The organism is Ruegeria sp. CE9 (genome assembly GCF_056537425.1).
This window is the reverse complement of the sequence record NZ_JBQFRO010000006.1, coordinates 223176-240489: the sequence shown is the minus strand read 5'-3', so window position 1 is coordinate 240489 and position 17314 is coordinate 223176. Positions and strand designations below refer to the sequence as shown.

At 57.0% G+C, this 17314-nt stretch carries 20 protein-coding genes; 7 read left to right on the top strand and 13 right to left on the bottom strand.

What is annotated here, in order from left to right; genetic code table 11:
- Window positions 1–8 precede the first annotated feature (8 nt).
- The 7 genes from ACR0B3_RS13855 to ACR0B3_RS13825 all read right to left on the bottom strand — a co-directional run bounded on the left by ACR0B3_RS13855 (window position 9) and on the right by ACR0B3_RS13825 (window position 6597).
- A complete protein-coding gene (locus ACR0B3_RS13855; protein WP_480809589.1) occupies window positions 9–1241 on the bottom strand; it encodes a mandelate racemase/muconate lactonizing enzyme family protein in 1233 nt (410 codons plus the stop codon).
- Between the two features lie 21 nt (window positions 1242–1262).
- Complete coding sequence (locus ACR0B3_RS13850; protein WP_480809588.1) at window positions 1263–2357, bottom strand: Zn-dependent alcohol dehydrogenase; 1095 nt, start codon at window positions 2355–2357, stop codon at window positions 1263–1265.
- 164 nt (window positions 2358–2521) lie between these two features.
- The gene (locus ACR0B3_RS13845) at window positions 2522–3235 is read right to left on the bottom strand and encodes an alpha/beta fold hydrolase (protein ID WP_170686084.1); all 714 of its coding nucleotides are present in this window, start codon (window positions 3233–3235) and stop codon (window positions 2522–2524) included.
- A 12-nt stretch (window positions 3236–3247) separates the two neighbouring features.
- Window positions 3248–4036, bottom strand: a complete 789-nt coding sequence (pcaD, locus tag ACR0B3_RS13840; protein ID WP_480809587.1) for a 3-oxoadipate enol-lactonase — start codon at window positions 4034–4036, stop codon at window positions 3248–3250.
- 76 nt (window positions 4037–4112) lie between these two features.
- A complete protein-coding gene (locus ACR0B3_RS13835; RefSeq protein WP_480809586.1) occupies window positions 4113–5087 on the bottom strand; it encodes a threonine ammonia-lyase in 975 nt (324 codons plus the stop codon).
- A complete protein-coding gene (locus tag ACR0B3_RS13830) occupies window positions 5084–5911 on the bottom strand; it encodes an alpha/beta fold hydrolase (RefSeq protein WP_480809585.1) in 828 nt (275 codons plus the stop codon). The genes ACR0B3_RS13835 and ACR0B3_RS13830 overlap by 4 nt, the downstream gene beginning before the upstream one ends.
- Window positions 5911–6597: a haloacid dehalogenase type II gene (locus ACR0B3_RS13825; protein WP_480809584.1), complete on the bottom strand. Its 687-nt coding sequence runs from the start codon at window positions 6595–6597 to the stop codon at window positions 5911–5913. The genes ACR0B3_RS13830 and ACR0B3_RS13825 overlap by 1 nt, the downstream gene beginning before the upstream one ends.
- A gap of 124 nt (window positions 6598–6721) precedes the next feature.
- Here ACR0B3_RS13825 and ACR0B3_RS13820 point away from each other — a divergent pair, with 124 nt between their 5' ends.
- Window positions 6722–7150, top strand: coding sequence for an FKBP-type peptidyl-prolyl cis-trans isomerase (locus tag ACR0B3_RS13820; protein ID WP_170686079.1), 429 nt, complete (start codon window positions 6722–6724; stop codon window positions 7148–7150).
- Window positions 7151–7161: 11 nt separating this feature from the next.
- Here the strand turns inward: ACR0B3_RS13820 and ACR0B3_RS13815 are convergent, their stop codons facing one another.
- Genes ACR0B3_RS13815 through fabA form a run of 4 tightly spaced genes read right to left on the bottom strand, consistent with a single transcriptional unit; the run spans window position 7162 to window position 9976 of the window.
- The gene (locus tag ACR0B3_RS13815) at window positions 7162–7350 is read right to left on the bottom strand and encodes a hypothetical protein (RefSeq protein WP_480809583.1); all 189 of its coding nucleotides are present in this window, start codon (window positions 7348–7350) and stop codon (window positions 7162–7164) included.
- Window positions 7351–7409: 59 nt separating this feature from the next.
- Window positions 7410–8201 (bottom strand): enoyl-ACP reductase FabI, encoded by a 792-nt coding sequence (locus tag ACR0B3_RS13810; protein WP_170686077.1) that lies wholly within the window; start codon window positions 8199–8201, stop codon window positions 7410–7412.
- A 5-nt stretch (window positions 8202–8206) separates the two neighbouring features.
- Complete coding sequence (fabB, locus tag ACR0B3_RS13805) at window positions 8207–9436, bottom strand: beta-ketoacyl-ACP synthase I (RefSeq protein ID WP_480809582.1); 1230 nt, start codon at window positions 9434–9436, stop codon at window positions 8207–8209.
- A gap of 30 nt (window positions 9437–9466) precedes the next feature.
- Entirely contained in the window at window positions 9467–9976 is a 510-nt protein-coding gene (fabA, locus tag ACR0B3_RS13800) for a bifunctional 3-hydroxydecanoyl-ACP dehydratase/trans-2-decenoyl-ACP isomerase (RefSeq protein WP_480809581.1), read from the bottom strand.
- A 186-nt stretch (window positions 9977–10162) separates the two neighbouring features.
- Between fabA and irrA the strand changes: the two genes are divergently transcribed.
- Entirely contained in the window at window positions 10163–10579 is a 417-nt protein-coding gene (gene irrA / locus ACR0B3_RS13795; protein WP_170686075.1) for an iron response transcriptional regulator IrrA, read from the top strand.
- A 3-nt stretch (window positions 10580–10582) separates the two neighbouring features.
- Here the strand turns inward: irrA and ACR0B3_RS13790 are convergent, their stop codons facing one another.
- Window positions 10583–11479: a LysR family transcriptional regulator gene (locus ACR0B3_RS13790; protein ID WP_480809580.1), complete on the bottom strand. Its 897-nt coding sequence runs from the start codon at window positions 11477–11479 to the stop codon at window positions 10583–10585.
- A gap of 85 nt (window positions 11480–11564) precedes the next feature.
- Here ACR0B3_RS13790 and ACR0B3_RS13785 point away from each other — a divergent pair, with 85 nt between their 5' ends.
- Window positions 11565–12362 (top strand): phytanoyl-CoA dioxygenase family protein, encoded by a 798-nt coding sequence (locus ACR0B3_RS13785; RefSeq protein WP_480809579.1) that lies wholly within the window; start codon window positions 11565–11567, stop codon window positions 12360–12362.
- 3 nt (window positions 12363–12365) lie between these two features.
- Here ACR0B3_RS13785 and ACR0B3_RS13780 read toward each other — a convergent pair whose 3' ends face one another.
- Window positions 12366–13229 (bottom strand): hypothetical protein, encoded by an 864-nt coding sequence (locus ACR0B3_RS13780; protein WP_480809578.1) that lies wholly within the window; start codon window positions 13227–13229, stop codon window positions 12366–12368.
- Between the two features lie 120 nt (window positions 13230–13349).
- Between ACR0B3_RS13780 and miaB the strand changes: the two genes are divergently transcribed.
- The 4 genes from miaB to ybeY all read left to right on the top strand — a co-directional run bounded on the left by miaB (window position 13350) and on the right by ybeY (window position 17305).
- Complete coding sequence (gene miaB / locus ACR0B3_RS13775) at window positions 13350–14669, top strand: tRNA (N6-isopentenyl adenosine(37)-C2)-methylthiotransferase MiaB (RefSeq protein ID WP_480809577.1); 1320 nt, start codon at window positions 13350–13352, stop codon at window positions 14667–14669.
- Window positions 14670–14834: 165 nt separating this feature from the next.
- A complete protein-coding gene (locus ACR0B3_RS13770) occupies window positions 14835–15599 on the top strand; it encodes an outer membrane protein (RefSeq protein ID WP_480809576.1) in 765 nt (254 codons plus the stop codon).
- Window positions 15600–15746: 147 nt separating this feature from the next.
- Window positions 15747–16769: a PhoH family protein gene (locus ACR0B3_RS13765; protein WP_039538636.1), complete on the top strand. Its 1023-nt coding sequence runs from the start codon at window positions 15747–15749 to the stop codon at window positions 16767–16769.
- A 41-nt stretch (window positions 16770–16810) separates the two neighbouring features.
- The gene (ybeY, locus tag ACR0B3_RS13760) at window positions 16811–17305 is read left to right on the top strand and encodes an rRNA maturation RNase YbeY (RefSeq protein ID WP_480809575.1); all 495 of its coding nucleotides are present in this window, start codon (window positions 16811–16813) and stop codon (window positions 17303–17305) included.
- Window positions 17306–17314 lie beyond the last annotated feature (9 nt).

Below are 17314 nucleotides of genomic sequence, written 5' to 3'. Positions count from 1 at the left end.
TCGGTATGTCAGCTTTCGGTCGCAGATGCGCCGCCCTGAAACGCGTTTCCGTTTACGTAATCACAGGGCGTTTCCTGCATCTGCAGATGTAAGCCGTCACCGGTGTAAGGATGAGCGCGCGCAAGATCTTCATCTACTTCGATACCCAGGCCAGGCCCTTCCGGAGGTGTAACGAACCCATCTTCAACGCGGATACTTCCCATGATCAACTGATCATGAAACGGCGTCTCAATGCTTTCGAGCAGCAGCAGGTTCGGGATTGAGGCTGCCAAGTGGATATTGGCTGCCCATTCTATTGGCCCCGCATACAGATGGGGTGCCATCTGCGCGTTAAAAACCTCGGCCATGGCAGCGACTTTTTTCATTTCCCAGATGCCACCAGCGCGGCCTAGCGCGGGTTGCAAGATTTCCGCAGCCCCCGCGCGCAAGATAGCGCCAAACTCCGCTTTGGTTGTCATCCGTTCGCCCGTTGCAACGGGGATGCGGACGTTGCGGGCCACGCGGGCCATATCCTCGATCATGTCCGGTGGGGTGGGTTCTTCGAACCAAAGGGGCGAATACGGCTCTAGCGCCTGGCCCAGACGAATGGCTCCGGCCGTGTTGAACTGCCCGTGGGTTCCGAACAGCAGGTCCGCCTTGTCCCCAACCGCCTCGCGAATAGCTTTGCAAAATGCAACTGACAGCGAGATGTCGGACATCGCTGGCATGTGCCCGCCGTGGATCGTGTAGGGACCAGCCGGATCAAATTTTACCGCCGTATACCCGCGCCGGATCATTTCTGCCGCGCATTCTCCGGCCTGTTCCGGTGCGGTCCAGAAGTCGGTCAAGTTATGCTGAGGGAGCGGATAGAGGTAGGTATAAGCCCGGATGCGGTCGTTCATTCGCCCACCCAGCAACGCGTAGACCGGGCGGTCCCGATCTTTCCCGAGGATATCCCAGCAGGCGATCTCAAGCCCTGAAAACGCGCCCATAACAGTCAGATCAGGACGCTGGGTAAAACCGCTGGAATAGGCGCGGCGGAACATCAGCTCGATATTTTCAGGGTTTTCACCCTGCATGTGTCGTTCAAATACATCGCGTATGACATGCGCCATGACATCCGGGCCAACCGAGGACGCATAGCATTCGCCCCAACCGACCACGCCTGTATCGGTGGTAACCTTGACCAAAATCCAATACCGCCCGCCCCAGCCCGGGGCAGGTGGGGCCGTGATGATAACGTCGAGATCTTGCAGTTTCATCGGACGCTCCTTTAATGGGATTCAGCTTTGATCGAACAGGATCACGTTGCGTTTGGCGGCTCCGGTTTTGGTATCCTCAATCGCTTCGTTGATCTGCGACAAGCTCCAACGGCCCGAGATCAGCTCGTCCAATTTCAACCGCCCCTGCTCATAAAGATCGATCATCCAAGGGATATCCCGCTGAATCACCACATCTCCCATTTTCGAGCCAACCATCCCTTGGCCAAGTGCTGCCAGCACTACGGGCTCATAGGTCGACTTATCGCCGGAATGGGGCATCCCGATCATGATCGCCTTGCCGCCCAAACCCAGATAGCGCGGGGCTTGGTCATAGGCCGGAATCGCACCAACGGTGATCAGAACCGCATCCGCTCCGCGTCCTCCAAGCGCTTCGAACGCTGCCTTCCAAGGCTCTTTCTGGCTGGCCAGAACGCCATGGGTTGCGCCAAACTCCATCGCGATGTCCAGCTTGTCTTCGGTCATGTCGACGGCCACGATACGGCGCGCTCCGGCTATGCGAGCCCCCTGAATCGCATTAAGCCCGACGCCACCCGCGCCGATTACAACGACATCCTGACCCGGACGCAGTTGGGCTGCGTTGACGGCGGCACCAACCCCGGTGATCACACCGCACGACAGCAAGCTGGCAATGTCTTTGGGCAGCGTTTCAGGGATGCGGACAATCTGGCGATGGCTCACCACGACTTTCTCGGCAAAGGCCCCGCAGGCCATCGCTTGCGTGAGTGCACCACCATCAACCGTCCTCAATGGGCCATTGACCGTGTCATAGGGTGTTTCACAAATGGTGGGCTTGCCACCAGCGCAGGATGGGCAAGAACCACAGGAGCGGATCAACGTAACGACGACCGGATCGCCAACTTTGAAATCACCGGCAGCATCACCAACCGCGGAAACAACCCCGGCCGCTTCATGCCCATAAACCGCGGGCAGATGCCCGCCCCATGCCCCGTTCGCGAACGAGATATCCGAGTGGCAGATCGCCACCGCGTCCAGTGTGACTTCGACCTCGCCCGTGGCGGGCGGCGCGATCAGGATGTCTTCGATGACCAGAGGTTCGCCGAACGCCCGGCATACGGCTGCTTTGATGGTTTGCATGTCTGTCCCCGCTCCCTATTGGGATCACGGTGGCCCGTAGCAATTTGATCTGCAAGGTGGTTTCCGTCACAGATATGTCGTTGTTGGGCCAAGGCGGGGCAGACGCTACAAAAACGCCGCCAGTTACGTGACGTTAATGATCCCGGTGGCTAGTGTAATTGCTGTCACATCCGCTCAGAGAGTATGTGCAGCAGGCCGGCCAAATGCTCGGGATGCGAAAAAAAGGGGGAATGAGAGCTATCGATCGTAACGCTCATATCGGGTGCAGCGCAGCTTGCCATCTCGGCCTGATATTCGGTTGGAACGGTGCGGTCGTCTGTGGTCCTGACATAACCCTTGGGAACACGTGCAAAGTTTTCACCGGTCGCAAGTGGGGTGGCCTGTGGCGCAATCGCTTGCGGGCAAAGGCGGCCAAACGCATAGGCGACAACTTCGCGCGGGCAGTCGTGATAGAACAGATCATGCACCCGATCCGGCACGACTGTGTACGACATCCCGTCGCCAGATTTTTCAACTGCGTCGCCGATCAATTGACGCGGGGCACGTTTACGCATCTCAACCATCGAAAACCCGGATTGGGGAACATAGGCGCATAGATATATCAGACCGCGCATCGCGTTCGGATCGGCCTCGGCCGCCGCGCTGACAGGGTAACCTCCCCACGAATGTCCAACGATGATCGTGTTCGGGGTCGAGGCTTTCAGCACAGCATCCCGGCAGGATGCAAGAGTTACGTCCCGGATGGGGGTCGGGTCCGAGCCGTGGCTTGGCATATCAATCGCACGTGCAGTATGCCCGAAGGTGGTCAGTTCGGGGATCAGGTCCCGCCAGCACCAGGCGCCGTGGCATGACCCATGGACTAGTAAGAAGTCTGCCAACGCATTACTCCTTCAGATGTGACCGATCTCGGTCAGGAAATCGCCAAGAAGCTTGGCATATTCCTGAGGTTGCTCGACGCAGGGCAGGTGGCCTGCTTTTCGGATCAGGGCAAATTTTGAGCCCGGGATCAGATCAATTGTTTCACGCACCAAATCGGGCGGGGTTGAGCCATCCTCGCTGCCCGCGATACCAAGCGTCGGCAAGCGCAGGCCACTGGTTGGGGTGTAGAAATCGGTGCCCGAAATGGCGGCACAGCAGCCCAGAAAGCCCTCGGCAGGTTGCCGAACCATCATGTTGCGCCACAGAGCCATCTCGGGGCTTGAGCGAAACGACTTTGAGAACCAACGCTCCATCGTGGCGTCTGCCAAAGCTTCGATCCCACCTGCGCGAATGGCGTCCATCCGTTCATGCCAGATCTTCGGTGTCCCGATTTTGGCTGCGGTATTCGACAGGACCAGAGCACGGATTTGATCCATGCGCTTTACACCCAGACCCTGCGCAATCATGCCGCCGACTGACAGGCCGACGAAGACGCAATCCTTGACCTCAAGATAGTCCAAAAGTTGCTCAGCATCGCGCACCAGATTTCCCATAGAATAGGGCGCGTCGGGCGCAGAAGACAGACCATGCCCGCGTTTGTCATAGCGGATGATGCGCAAGCCTTTGGGCAATAGCGGTAAAATCGAATCCCACAGACGCATATCCGTGCCCAACGAGTTGGCGAACACGATGGGTGCACCGGTGGCGTCTCCGTCTATGCGGTAGTGTATCCTCACATCTTTGAGGTCAGCGATTTGCACGTGCAGGGTTCCCGTCAATTCAGGCTGTCGGTCTTAATTGACCACATAAGGATTGTGCACCGGTCGTAACAGATTGTCAGGTAAGGAATTCCAACGCCCGAGCGAACACCTGCGGGTCCACATTCCCGCCCGAGGCAACAACGATTACCGCATCTCCTTCGATCTGATCCTTGCGAAACAGAGCCGACGCCAGCGAGACAGCTCCTCCCGGTTCCAGCACGATTTTCAGGCGCAGAAAGGCCAGGGCCATCGCGTGCAAGGCCTCCTGTTCCGATACCGATAGGCCGGGCCCGCAAAGCCGATTCAGGATCGGAAACGTGATGTCTCCGGGCTGCGGTGTCAGGATGGCGTCGCAGATATTTCCGGATGTCACTTCATTGGCTTGGATGGCACCCGCTGCGATCGAGCGTTTTACGTCATCGAACCCTTCAGGCTCGCACGGCCGGGCACGCAAACCGGGCGCATGACGTTCCAGCGCGAGCGCGATACCTGAGGTCAGCCCGCCGCCGCCACAACACACCAAAACATCCGCTTCGGTGACGCCCAGTTCCCGCGCTTGTCGTGCCAGTTCCAACCCGGTTGTTCCTTGGCCTGCTATCACTTGCGGCTCATCATAAGGCCGGATCAGCGTCAAACCGCGTTTGGCGGCCAGTGCCTCACCAATATCCTCGCGGCTTTCGCTGGCGCGGTCATAGAGGACAACTTCGGCCCCCAAGGCGCGGGTGTTTTCGATCTTCAGATTGGGCGCATCCGAGGGCATGATGATGACCGCCGAGACCCCATGTTGCGCTGCCGCATAAGCAACGCCCTGTGCATGATTGCCCGAAGAAAAGGCTATGACGCCCTGGTTGCGGGCTGTGTCATCCAGCGCCGAGATTGCGGACCACGCGCCGCGAAACTTGAAGCTACCAGTGTGCTGTAGACATTCGGGTTTTATCAATACGCGGCGACCGGCGATTTCATCCAGAAACGGCGAAGACAAAAGCGGCGTCTCGCGCACGTGACTTTTCAGCCGTTCAGCGGCGGCTTCAATCATGTCTATATTGCTCATGTGGCGTCCAATATTTGGCGGATCAGATCAAGGGATTGCGGTTCGTTCAGAAACGGAACATGGCCCCGGTCCGGCACTTGGGTCGAGATCAATTTAGGGTGGCGCGCGTGCATGTCTTGCACAGTTGCAGGGCTCAGAAGGTCAGAATTGGCACCTCGAATAACGGCGGTTGGAATGTCTTGCAAAGCCTCGAACAAGGGCCAGAAATCTGGCGCGGACGTGATCGCTGCCTGTTCGATCAGTGCTTGTCTCAGGGCGGGGTCATAGCGCAGGCCTAGCCCGGAGTCGGTCTGGATGTACTGGCACTCAACCTGCTGTCTCCAGATGTCCAGCGGGATGCCGGGGAATTGCGACCCCATCATCGCCCGGAGTGCTTGCGCCGCTTCGTCATAGGTTTTTGAGGTCGGGCGATTGCCGACATAATCCATGATTTTGGCGATGCCACCAAGTTCTATCACGGGCCCAACGTCATTCAGGATTACTCCGGCCAGGTGGTCTGGATGGCTTAGGGCCAGCGCCATGGCGATCAGCCCCCCGCGCGAGGTGCCGAGCAAAGTAACCTTGTCCAATCCCAGATGATCCAGCAATTCGACCGCATCCTGCCCCTCGCGCAGGATGTTGTAGTTCATGTAGTCCGCATCAAAATCGGATTGTCCGCGCCCGCGATAGTCCATCGAAATCATGCGAAGGTCGGTCACATGTGGCGCAAGAAACGAAAAGTCTCGGCTATTGCGGGTCAAACCCGCCAAACAAAGCAGCGGTTGGCCTGAACCTGTGTCCTCGTAATACAGGCGCTTGCCGTCTGAGGTCGTGAAATATGCCATCAAAGCCCTGCCAGTTTCGGGATGGTCGTCAAGTCAGGCAGAACATGTGCGGGTTTCCACGGCAGGCGATCCATTGGCTCACCTGCGCGGTTTACCCAGGCGGTGACAAATCCATAGCCACTTGCCCCGGCAGCATCCCAGCCGTTTGAGCTGACGAACAGCACTTCGTCGCGCGCGCAGCTGAACCGGTTCTGTACAAGGTCATAGACGCTGGCATGGGGTTTGAAGACACCCACGCTTTCGACCGATAGCACGTCATCAAGCACATCGCCGATTCCCGCGGACCGCACCGCACCTTCCAGCATCGGAGGGGACCCGTTAGACAAAATGGCCGTCTTCATGCCACCCTCTTTCAGCGTTTTCAGCATTTCAGGGACCTCAGGATAGGCCTGCAATTCCCAATAGAGATCCAACAGGCGCTGTCGCAGTGAGGCATCCCCTTGGAGATCAACCGCTTCCAACGCCCAATCCAGCCCGTCTTGGGTGACATCCCAGAAATCGCAATGCGCGTCTGCCACTGCCCGCAGCCAGGTGTATTGCAGTTGCTTCAGGCGCCAGTGTCCGGCCAATTCAGGCCATTTGTCCGCCAAAGCATTGAACTCTGGCTCTGCTGCGGCCTGCCGCGCGGCGGCGGCCACGTCAAACAGAGTGCCGTATGCGTCGAATACACATGTGGTGATAGCCATCCAATCCTCCCCTGATCGGGCGCAGGTAAGCACAACCGTCCGAGGGGTTAAAGAGGGCAGGGTTTACAATGCTGTGCAAGCCTCTAGGCTCCGCCGTTCACTTATCTTCAGGCCGGAGGCCACCATGACCGCAATCAAACAAGGCGACACCGTTCGCATCCATTACACCGGAACCTTGCTGGACGGCAAAGTCTTTGACAGTTCCGAAGGGCGCGATCCGCTGGAGTTTGCGGTAGGTTCGGGCCAGATTATTCCTGGTCTGGATGCCGCTCTGCCGGGGATGGAGATTGGTGAGAAAAAGCGGGTCGAGATCGATTGCGTTGACGCCTATGGCCCGATCAATCCGGGTATGCGGCAGCAGATCCCCCGCGAGGGTATTCCGGATGACATACCACTGGAACCCGGTACTCAGCTGCAGATGCAAACCCCGGAAGGTCAGGCGCTACCGGTGACTGTTGTCGAGGTGGATGAGGCAACGGTAACTCTGGATGCCAATCACCCGCTGGCCGGTCAGGATCTGATCTTTGATATCGAGATTGTCTCGATCAATTGACCGAGTTCGGGTTAAAGGCCGGGGATCTGCGAGATCAACGGTTCAAGCGCATCGCGTACCTGAGGCTGCGTCAGAAACACAAAAGCAATCAGCAGCGATGTGAGGACCAGCAACAAAAGGCGCGCACGGCCACCTGCTGATCTGCGTTTCAAAGCTGTCGAGCGCGAATTGCTCGCGAGGATTTGTTCAAGCTTGCTCATATCGTAATCCCTGCCGGGCAAAGATGGTTAAATCTTGGCACCGACAGGGAAAGATATGGTCACATGGCTTCGGGCTGTGGCATGCCCAGAATGTGATAGCCGCCATCGACCCGGATGATCTCACCCGAGGTATAGCTGCCTGCGTCTGACGCCAGATAGACGGCTGTGCCGCCAACAGCCTCGAGCGTTGCGTTCGACCGCATCGGAGCGTTCTGGTCGCAGAATTTATAAGTTTTACGCGCACCACCAATGGCCGCCCCGGCCAGCGTTTTCATAGGGCCGGGCGAGATGGCGTTCACCCGAATGCCTTCGGGACCCAGATCATTGGCCAGATAGCGGGTCGCGGATTCCAGCGCGGCCTTGGCGACACCCATGACGTTGTAGTTCGGCACAACCTTGTTCGAGCCCTGATAGGTCAGGGTCAGCAGCGTGCCACCATTGTCCTTCATCAGCGGATAGGCGCGGCGCGCAACCTCGATGAAGGAATAGGCCGAGACATCCAGTGAGTGTTTGAAGTTTGCGCGGGTGGTGTTCAGGAACCGGCCTGTCAGCTCGGATTTGTCCGAATAGGCGATGGCATGCACCACAAAATCGATCGTCGGCCAGCGCTCGGCCAGTTCGCCAAATGCGCGCTCAAGCGAAGCGTCGTCGGTGACGTCGGCATCGACCATGAAATCACTTCCAAGGCTCTGAGCCAGTGGTTCAAGCCGCTTTCCAAAAGCCTCGCCCTGATAAGTGAAAGCCAGCTCAGCGCCCGCCTCGTGCATGGCTTTGGCTATGCCCCAGGCGATCGAGCGGTCATTTGCTACGCCCATGATCAGGCCGCGTTTACCCTTGAGAATATCCGACATCTTATTCACCCGTTATACTTCGACAGAACCATGGATCCGTTGGTGCCGCCAAAGCCGAAGCTATTGGTCATCACGCTGTCCAAGCCTGCGTTTTCAACAACTTGCGTTGCAATTTCACCGGGCAGGATGCCTTCGGCAAGTGTGTCGACATTGATCGACGGAGTAATGAAGTCATGCTCCAGCATCAGCAGGCAGAAGATCGCTTCAAGCGCACCTGCCGCGCCCTGCGCGTGACCGGTCATCGATTTGGTCGATGAAATCGGTGGCACACTGCCTTCGCCAAAAATGCGGCGCACGGCTTCGACTTCTCCGACGTCGCCCACTGGGGTCGAGGTGCCGTGGGCATTGATATAGCCGACCTTGCGGCCTTCGGGCACAGTGGAGAGCGCCAGACGCATCGCGCGCTCGCCACCTTCACCAGAGGGGGCCACCATGTCGTGCCCATCAGATGTCGCAGCATAGCCGGTTACTTCGGCATAGATTTTCGCACCGCGCGCCAGCGCATGCGCTAGGTCTTCCAGAACCACGATGCCACCGCCGCCTGAGATCACGAACCCGTCACGGTTCTGATCGAATGCGCGCGAGGCTTTGTCGGGCGTGTCGTTGTACTTCGACGACATCGCGCCCATCGCGTCGAACAGGCAGGACAGGGTCCAGTCCAGTTCTTCACCACCACCTGCAAACATCACATCTTGCTTGCCCAGCATGATCTGTTCGGCTGCGTTGCCGATGCAGTGCAGCGACGTCGAACAGGCCGAGGTGATCGAGTAGTTGATGCCCTTGATCTTGAACGCGGTCGCAAGGTTGGCGGAAATCGTCGAACACATGCATTTCGGCACCGCGAACGGACCGATCCGCTTGGTTGCACCGGTTTTCAGCACGGTCTGGTGCGCGGTCAGCATTGCGCTGGTCGATGGACCACCCGAACCGGCCACCAGACCGGTGCGCGGATTAACGACCTGATCTTCGGTCAGCCCGGCATCAGCGATGGCCTGGCTCATCGCGATGTGGGCATAAGCAGCGCCCGGCCCCATGAACCGAAGTGTGCGTTTGTCCACGTGCTCGGCAACGTCGATTTTCAGCGAACCGGCGATCTGACTACGAAAGCCATGTTCAACCATCTGTTCGCTTGCCACGATGCCGGACTTGCCTGCTTTGAGAGAGGCCAGCACCTCTTCGGCATTGTTCCCGATCGAGGACACAACCCCCAAACCGGTGACGACTACTCGACGCATGTGCGTACTCCTTGTTGCGGCCGGTCAGGCTCAGGCGTCTGACAGAACGACCTTCATGTCCTTGACGTCGTATATCAATTCGCCATCGGCTTCGACGATGCCATCTGCCACACCCATGGTCAGGCGGCGGGTATGGATCGCCTTTTTGAAATCAATCTTATAGGTCAGCATCTTGCGGTCAGGACGCACCATGCCGGTCAGCTTGACCTCACCAACGCCGACCGCCATGCCGCGACCTTGCCAGCCGCGCCAGCCCAGGTTGAAGCCGGTCAGTTGCCACAGACCGTCTAGGCCCAGACAGCCGGGCATAATGGGATTGCCGGGGAAATGGCAGTCAAAGAACCACAGGTCGGGCGTTATATCAAACTCAGCAAGCACATGGCCTTTGCCATGCGCACCACCATCGCCGGATATCTCGGTGATGCGGTCCATCATCAGCATCGGCGGAGCGGGCAATTGCGCATTACCGGGGCCGAATAACTCGCCGCGGGCGCATTTCAGCAGATCGTCCTTGTCAAAACTGCTTGGGAATTGGGCCATTCTGCCGCCTCTCCTGCCTGGTCTGTTCGTTATATCTGGCCTCGTCTATCACCCGTTTGCAAGGTCCTGCAAGACCAGCGCGCCATATCATGTTGTGATGACGATACTTCTTGCGAATGAATTTCATTTGAAATTGCAGGTCGGGCGCACTTATATTAAGGGCAGCAAAACACAGGTATCGGATTCATGACACCTCAGAGCCGTGACATAGCTACAAATTGGTTGGTTGACGCCGGTTTGCGTCCCACACGCCAAAGGGTTGCCTTGGCAGAATTGCTTGTGGGCGATGGGTTGCATCGACATGTGACCGCAGAAAGCCTGTTCGAATCCGCCAAATCCAACGGTGACGCGGTTTCATTGGCCACCGTCTATAACACCTTGCGGGCGTTCTGCGATGCCGGGGTGCTGCAAGAGATCACCGTTGACGGATCGAAAAGCTATTTTGACACCAATACCCATGATCATCCGCATTTCTTCTGGGAAGACGAAAGCCGCCTGAGCGACGCGCCGTCCGATCAATTGGTGATTCAGCAGTTGCCCGAAGCGCCCGAAGGTGTTGAGATCGCGTCGGTCGATGTGGTGATCCGGCTGCGCAAGAAGTAACCTTTAGGCCGTTTGCAATAGATCAACCATAGCGCGTTCAGCCGCTGTGATCAGCGGATCTGTTGGGCCAGTGCCGTGACGCGCCAACACGACGGCTTCGGTTGCATCTGCATCAATGATCGGCAGACTAACCAGAGGGACCTGATCATAGCTGAAGCCACTTGTCGGGCTGGCATAGCTGATCCCAATACCTTCACCATGAGCGGCCAGACTGCGCTGAATCTCGAGCGTTTCCGCGCGGTGTGAAACCGTAGGGTTCAGCCCGTTGCGTCTGAACAATCCAAGCACGTGTTGTGCCGACAGGCCTTCTTTGGAGAGAATCAGTGGAAACTCAGCAAGATTAGCCAAGTTAACCTGCTTAGATATCGCCAGCGGATGATCAGGACACAGCAATGCATACGGGGTGCTATCGAACAGCTTTGAACACGAGAAACTGGCGTCCATCCCCAAATCATAAGTCAGTGCAAAATCGTATCTTCCATCGATCAGGCCGGATATCAGACCTTCGAATGTCTCAACCCCATGCGTCAGGGAAATATCTGGTACTGCCCCGCGCAGGCAGTGCAGAGATTTAGCCAGTAGAAAGGGGGCCAAATCGACAAAGCACCCAAGACGCAATCGGCTTTCACCCGAAGTCTGCTGCTTTGCATCTTCAAGCTGCGCGGCTCGGCTCAAGAAGGCTTCGGCTTCTTCGATGAACTTGCGGCCCTGCGGGGTCAGCGCCATTGCGGCACCCCGCCTTCGGGCAAAGAGTGGATATCCCAGATGCGATTCGACCCGCGTCAGCGCATTGGACAAGGCGGGTTGCGAGACGTTCAGGCGTTGTGCCGCCGCAGACAGGCTTCCATGCCGACCAATGGCACAGACATATTCGTACTGGCGGAGCGTAAGGTATAACATCAGGTTAATACCTAAGTCCAAAGATATGATTTGAACAGAGGTCTCATTCATGCGCAGATCAGGTGACAAATCCAAGGAGACCGCGATGACTCATCCTCTTGTTTCGCAAGCGCTGATTGACGACTACCAAAATGATGGCGTTGTGTTGGTCAAAGGTCTGTTCGCCGATCATGTTGAAACCCTGCGGGCCGGGGTTGCCGCGAATATGGAAAAACCCGGACCTTATGCATCAGAGAATAAGAAAGAGGGCGAGACCGGTCGTTTTTTCGATGATTACTGCAACTGGTCGCGTATCCCGCAGTTTCGCGAGGTGATTGAAAATTCTCCTGCCGCTGAAGTTGCGGCCGACCTTATGCAATCGCAATCCGTGCAGATGTTCCATGACCATGTACTGGTGAAGGAGCCCGGGACCTCAATGGCGACGCCGTGGCATCAGGATGGGCCGTACTATTTTGTCGAAGGTCAACAAAATATCAGCTTCTGGTCACCACTGGATCCGGTGAAACAAGCGACCTTGCGTTGCGTCGCCGGTTCGCACCGCTGGGAAAAAGAAGTGCTACCTACTCGTTGGGTGTCGGAAGAAGGTTTCTTCCCCGATGAGGGGCAATACATGCCGATCCCCGACCCGGATGCCGAAGGGATGAAGATTGTCGAGTTCGAGATGGAGCCGGGCGACGCCGTAGCATTCAACTATCGCACGCTGCACGGGGCCCGAGGCAATACCTCGGAAAGTCGGCGTCGGGCCTTCTCACTGCGGTTGGTCGGGGATGACGCGCGGTATGTCGAACGTCCGGGCCGAACGTCTCCGCCATTTCCGGGACATAACATGGTGCCGGGGCAGCGGCTGCGCGAGGACTGGTTCCCAGTTCTGCTACAGCGATAGAGCCTAGAACCACTGGCCCGATTCGATCAGGCCCAGATCCAGCAATTGGCGCGAGTCCCACTCGAACGGAGTTGAATGGCTCCAGCAGAAGTTGGAGATATCAAATGTCGATCCGGCGTTCGTCTTCAGTGCTTTGGCCGCCCGGAACGAACAAATCGCGGCGGTCAAGTTGTTGTGCCACGGGCAGGCATAGGTGTTGTATTCCGGCTCATTGAATGTGTGATCAGGCAGAAGTTTCAGATCGGGTTTTGCTTTGAACAGCGAAATTCGATCGATGCGGCGCCGTTCATACGGGATATGATCTTCGAACCGCCAGCGCAGACCACCCGACATATCTAGTTGGCGCTCCAGCGGCTTGCCAGATGCGTCATGCCGCGTCTGGGCGTAATATCCGGTCTTGTCCAGCATTGCGTGATCGGGGGCCACCCCGTTGGGATAGGTCGTCAGATCATTCGCATACAGATCGACCACATGGGTCAGCATGGCCTGGCGCCGTTCTTCAGAATGGAAAGCCAGTAACTCTACGACCGAGCGGGTTTCGCAGAAAGGGTAGAACAGATATTCAGCGTTGTAGCAGTAGTATATCCAGATACCTTGGGCGGCCTGAATGATCCGACTGATGGCCTCAAATACGACGGTTCTAGGCGCGCAGGTCATCGTCACTCGATGAACCCTTGCTTCTAACGCTTCATCCAGCGTGAATTCCTGCGGCAGGAATGCGATCACGGATTTGAACCCCAGTTTCAGATGATGGAGTAATGTGCCTTCCAGTTCGACATCATCTTCGGCAAATATCAGTGCGATGGGGCCGTTCTGCAGGGTATTGCGGCCGGATTTCAGAAGGTGATCAAGGGATTCATACTGCATCGTGGGTGCTGTTTCCGCCTCGCTGGAAATTCCCGCCAAATTCGGGTAATTGCGCCAGCATTGCAAGCGGCGTTCGATCCGTATAGACGACGCCGACCCAGCGACTGCAAAGGCCAACCCATGTCTGAACCGAAAAAGCTGTTTATCAAGACCTATGGCTGCCAGATGAACGTCTATGACAGCGAACGCATGGCCGAAGCGCTGGGCGGGCAAGGGTATGTTGAGACCAAATCGCCCGATGATGCGGATATGATCCTGCTCAATACCTGCCACATTCGTGAGAAGGCAGCCGAGAAAGTCTATTCCGAACTGGGTCGCTTTAAGGGGCTGAAAGCAGACAAGCCGGATCTGAAGATAGGTGTCGCCGGCTGCGTGGCCCAAGCCGAGGGCGAAGAGATCATGCGCCGCCAGCCTCTGGTCGATCTGGTCGTTGGCCCGCAAAGCTATCACCGCCTGCCCGAGATGGAGGCGAAGACGCGCGCGGGTGAAAAGGCTCTGGATACCGATTTCCCGGAAGAAGATAAGTTCGAAAAGCTTAAGAACCGCCCCAAGGCCAAGCGTGGCCCCACTGCGTTTCTTACCGTTCAAGAAGGGTGTGACAAGTTCTGCGCCTTCTGCGTGGTGCCATATACGCGCGGGGCCGAAGTGAGCCGCCCGGCGGATCGCATCCTGAACGAGGCGCGCGATCTGGTCGAACGCGGCGTGCGCGAGATCACGTTGCTAGGGCAAAACGTCAACGCGTATCACGGGGCGGGCCCGGACGGAGACATGACCCTTGCCGCATTGATCTGGGAACTGAACAAGGTCGATGGGCTTGAGCGTATCCGCTTTACCACCTCGCACCCCAACGATATGGACGATGCGCTGATCGAAGCACATGGCACCTGCGAAAAGCTTATGCCTTATCTGCATCTGCCTGTGCAGTCGGGGTCTGACAAAATCCTGAAGCGGATGAACCGCAGCCATACGGCTGAAAGCTATCTGCGATTGATCGAGCGTATCCGAGAAGCGCGACCCGATATTCTGATGTCCGGCGATTTCATCGTGGGCTTTCCGGAAGAGACGGAAGAGGACTTCCAAGCCACTCTGGATTTGGTGGAAGAGGTCAAATACGGCTACGCCTATTCATTCAAGTACTCGACGCGTCCCGGCACACCTGCAGCAGAACGGCCACAGGTCGAGGCCGAAGTGGCGGATGAACGACTACAGCGCCTGCAGGCGATGATCACACGCCATCAACGCGAGATTCAGGACTCGATGGTTGGCAAGGCAGTGAATGTTCTGTTCGAGAAACCGGGGCGGCAACCAGGTCAGATGGTTGGAAAATCCGAGTATCTTCACGCGGTTCATGTCGCAGACGCCGATGTTGCGAGCGGAGACTTACGCAAGGTAAGGATCAAGGCCTCTGGCGCAAACTCGCTTGCGGGCGAGTTGATCTGACCAACAGCAATGGGGCTGCCAGAGTTCCAAACGCTGAAATTTAACCCTTGATTTATGGCTTGGAACTATGTTCGGAGGGAGGTCAGAATTTTCCGGGCTGTTAATGTGGTGTCGGCGAACGCGCCCACTCAGACTGACCGCCTGGATTGGAGGAGGGTACGAGTAATGAGTTGGATGCGTTTTCCAAGTGTGAACCTTTCCCGTGTTTTGACTGCTGCGGCCATTTTACTTTCCTGTGCGGCACCGACATTGGCCGGGGATGTGATCGGGGATGTGACCGAGCCTGATGTCGTTTCGTCTCAGCGTTTCGCGCGGGATGTGAATGCATTCTATCTTGGAATAAGTGCCGGGCATGCTTCCGGGGGGTCGGATGAGTTTGGTCTGCGCGTCGATGGCGGTGACCCGCTTGCTGCAGGCGACGTCAAGCCCAGTGGGAATTTCGTCGGGTTTCGTGGCGGTTGGCGCGGTATCCTGCCTGCCAGCGGTGGGCGCGATTATGTCTATGGCCTGGAAGTGGGCTATGATTTTGGCACGCTGGATGACAGCACGACGTCTCAGACTCCTTCGGGGCAGGTCAGCGGCAGGTCTGCAATTTCTGATGTATTGTCGATCCGCCTGCGAAATGGACTGACCAACCGCAGCCGCAGCGTTTTGTATTTCGTGACCGTAGGATATGTTCGTGGCGATATCACCACGACAGGCTCCCTGACAGGTGCAGGTGGGACGAGCCGGTTCGAAAGCGAGGATCGTCGGCAAGGATTCTCGGCCAGCCTCGGCGCCGAACACAGACTGAATGAGAATTGGTCGATCACCGGTGAGATCGAGTACCTGCAATTCGAATCAAAGACGGTTGAACTGGGTTCGACATTCTCGACCAAATCCACTCCAAGCTATCGCGGGCTGCGGATTGGGTTGAACTATACGTTCTGAAGAATTGCCTGAATTGCGTGTTTCGGTTGATGACGCAGCGCCGATCGGCGCTTTTGTCATGTGAATCACAAAAATTGAAACTGCCGCTTGCGTCTCCCTTCCGAGTTTGTCTACGCTCAAGGTGAAACGCCAAGACAGGAGAACGGATTGGCCATCGGTGCCCTGACCCCACCGCAAGATGACATGCCCCAGCGTGAGGCGCTTGTTGAATTCCCAGACAACAGACTATTGATCGATTTGTGCGGTGAATATGACCGTAATCTAACCGATATCGAACAGAAGCTTTCGGTGCAGATTGTGCGACGCGGCAATCAGTTGGTGGTGCTTGGTGACGAAGATTCGCAAAAGCAGGCGATAGAAGTATTGCAGGCGCTTTATACCCGGCTCGAAGGCGGGCGTGATGTAGAAGCTGCAGATGTCGATCGAGAGCTGCGCATGGGCAACTCCGAGGCCGGAACCGGCACCCGCGATGGTGACCAGCTTGAGATGTTCAAGGGTGGCACGGTTGAAATCAAGACCCGTAAAAAATTGGTCGAGCCACGCACCGACGCTCAGAAGGCTTACGTGCAGTCATTGTTCAACAATGAACTGGCTTTTGGGATTGGCCCTGCGGGAACTGGTAAAACCTATCTGGCCGTCGCGGTCGGTGTGTCGATGTTCATCGGTGGGCATGTAGATCGGATCATTCTCAGTCGTCCTGCGGTCGAGGCGGGGGAAAAACTAGGCTATCTGCCCGGCGATATGAAGGACAAGGTCGATCCTTACATGCAGCCGCTTTACGATGCGCTGAATGATTTCCTGCCCGGCAAACAATTGGCCAAGTTGATCGAGGAAAAGCGGATCGAAATTGCTCCGCTGGCCTTCATGCGAGGGCGCACTCTGGCGAATGCATTTGTGGTTCTGGACGAGGCACAGAATGCCACGACCATGCAGATGAAGATGTTCCTGACCCGTCTGGGTGAAGGCAGCCGGATGGTCATCACCGGAGACCGGTCACAGGTGGATCTGCCGCGTGGCGTGCAGTCAGGCTTGGCGGATGCCGAGCGGTTATTGAAAACGATCCCGAATATCAGCTTCAACTATTTCACCTCGAAAGATGTCGTCCGCCATCCGCTTGTCGCCGCCATTATCGAAGCATATGAGGCCGATGCGGGTCGTGAAACCGGATAACCTCTGAGGCCCTCGTCGAATCTGGGCTTGGAACCGATGGCATGAATCTGGAAATCACCCTTGAGGATGAGCGTTGGCGCGGGCTGGAGCCATTGGCCGTGCGCGCTATTGCGGCTGTTCTGGAGTATTGCGCTCTTGAGGCGGATCAATGCGAGATCAGCGTGTTGGGCTGCGATGATGCCCGGATCGCTGAATTGAATGCCGAATTTCGGGGAAAGCCGACGCCCACCAACGTTCTTAGCTGGCCTGCCGAAGATTTGGCACCGGAACAGGCGGGGAAGGTACCACAGACGCCGCAGCCTGACTTTACTGGCGAAATCGCGCTGGGCGATATTGCGATCTCGTATGACACCTGCATCCGCGAAGCGGCCGAGGCTGGCAAAAGCACCGACGATCACGTGACGCACTTGATCATTCACGGTACATTACATTTGCTAGGATACGATCACATTCGTGACCTCGACGCCACTTTGATGGAAGGGGTCGAGGTCGAGATACTTGGCAAACTGGGTATAGATGACCCATATAATGTATGACATGGGCAC

What these genes read in the sequence shown, in the direction of transcription:
- ACR0B3_RS13810 (WP_170686077.1), bottom strand. Translation starts at nt 8,201, where the DNA reads ATGTCGGATATTCTCAAGGGTAAACGCGGCCTGATCATGGGCGTAGCA.
- ACR0B3_RS13820 (WP_170686079.1), top strand. Translation starts at nt 6,722, where the DNA reads ATGACCGCAATCAAACAAGGCGACACCGTTCGCATCCATTACACCGGA.
- irrA (WP_170686075.1), top strand. Translation starts at nt 10,163, where the DNA reads ATGACACCTCAGAGCCGTGACATAGCTACAAATTGGTTGGTTGACGCC.
- ACR0B3_RS13815 (WP_480809583.1), bottom strand. Translation starts at nt 7,350, where the DNA reads ATGAGCAAGCTTGAACAAATCCTCGCGAGCAATTCGCGCTCGACAGCT.
- ACR0B3_RS13830 (WP_480809585.1), bottom strand. Translation starts at nt 5,911, where the DNA reads ATGGCATATTTCACGACCTCAGACGGCAAGCGCCTGTATTACGAGGAC.
- miaB (WP_480809577.1), top strand. Translation starts at nt 13,350, where the DNA reads ATGTCTGAACCGAAAAAGCTGTTTATCAAGACCTATGGCTGCCAGATG.
- fabA (WP_480809581.1), bottom strand. Translation starts at nt 9,976, where the DNA reads ATGGCCCAATTCCCAAGCAGTTTTGACAAGGACGATCTGCTGAAATGC.
- ACR0B3_RS13855 (WP_480809589.1), bottom strand. Translation starts at nt 1,241, where the DNA reads ATGAAACTGCAAGATCTCGACGTTATCATCACGGCCCCACCTGCCCCG.
- ACR0B3_RS13780 (WP_480809578.1), bottom strand. Translation starts at nt 13,229, where the DNA reads ATGCAGTATGAATCCCTTGATCACCTTCTGAAATCCGGCCGCAATACC.
- ACR0B3_RS13850 (WP_480809588.1), bottom strand. Translation starts at nt 2,357, where the DNA reads ATGCAAACCATCAAAGCAGCCGTATGCCGGGCGTTCGGCGAACCTCTG.
- ACR0B3_RS13790 (WP_480809580.1), bottom strand. Translation starts at nt 11,479, where the DNA reads ATGTTATACCTTACGCTCCGCCAGTACGAATATGTCTGTGCCATTGGT.
- ybeY (WP_480809575.1), top strand. Translation starts at nt 16,811, where the DNA reads ATGAATCTGGAAATCACCCTTGAGGATGAGCGTTGGCGCGGGCTGGAG.
- fabB (WP_480809582.1), bottom strand. Translation starts at nt 9,436, where the DNA reads ATGCGTCGAGTAGTCGTCACCGGTTTGGGGGTTGTGTCCTCGATCGGG.
- ACR0B3_RS13825 (WP_480809584.1), bottom strand. Translation starts at nt 6,597, where the DNA reads ATGGCTATCACCACATGTGTATTCGACGCATACGGCACTCTGTTTGAC.
- ACR0B3_RS13785 (WP_480809579.1), top strand. Translation starts at nt 11,565, where the DNA reads ATGACTCATCCTCTTGTTTCGCAAGCGCTGATTGACGACTACCAAAAT.
- ACR0B3_RS13770 (WP_480809576.1), top strand. Translation starts at nt 14,835, where the DNA reads ATGAGTTGGATGCGTTTTCCAAGTGTGAACCTTTCCCGTGTTTTGACT.
- ACR0B3_RS13835 (WP_480809586.1), bottom strand. Translation starts at nt 5,087, where the DNA reads ATGAGCAATATAGACATGATTGAAGCCGCCGCTGAACGGCTGAAAAGT.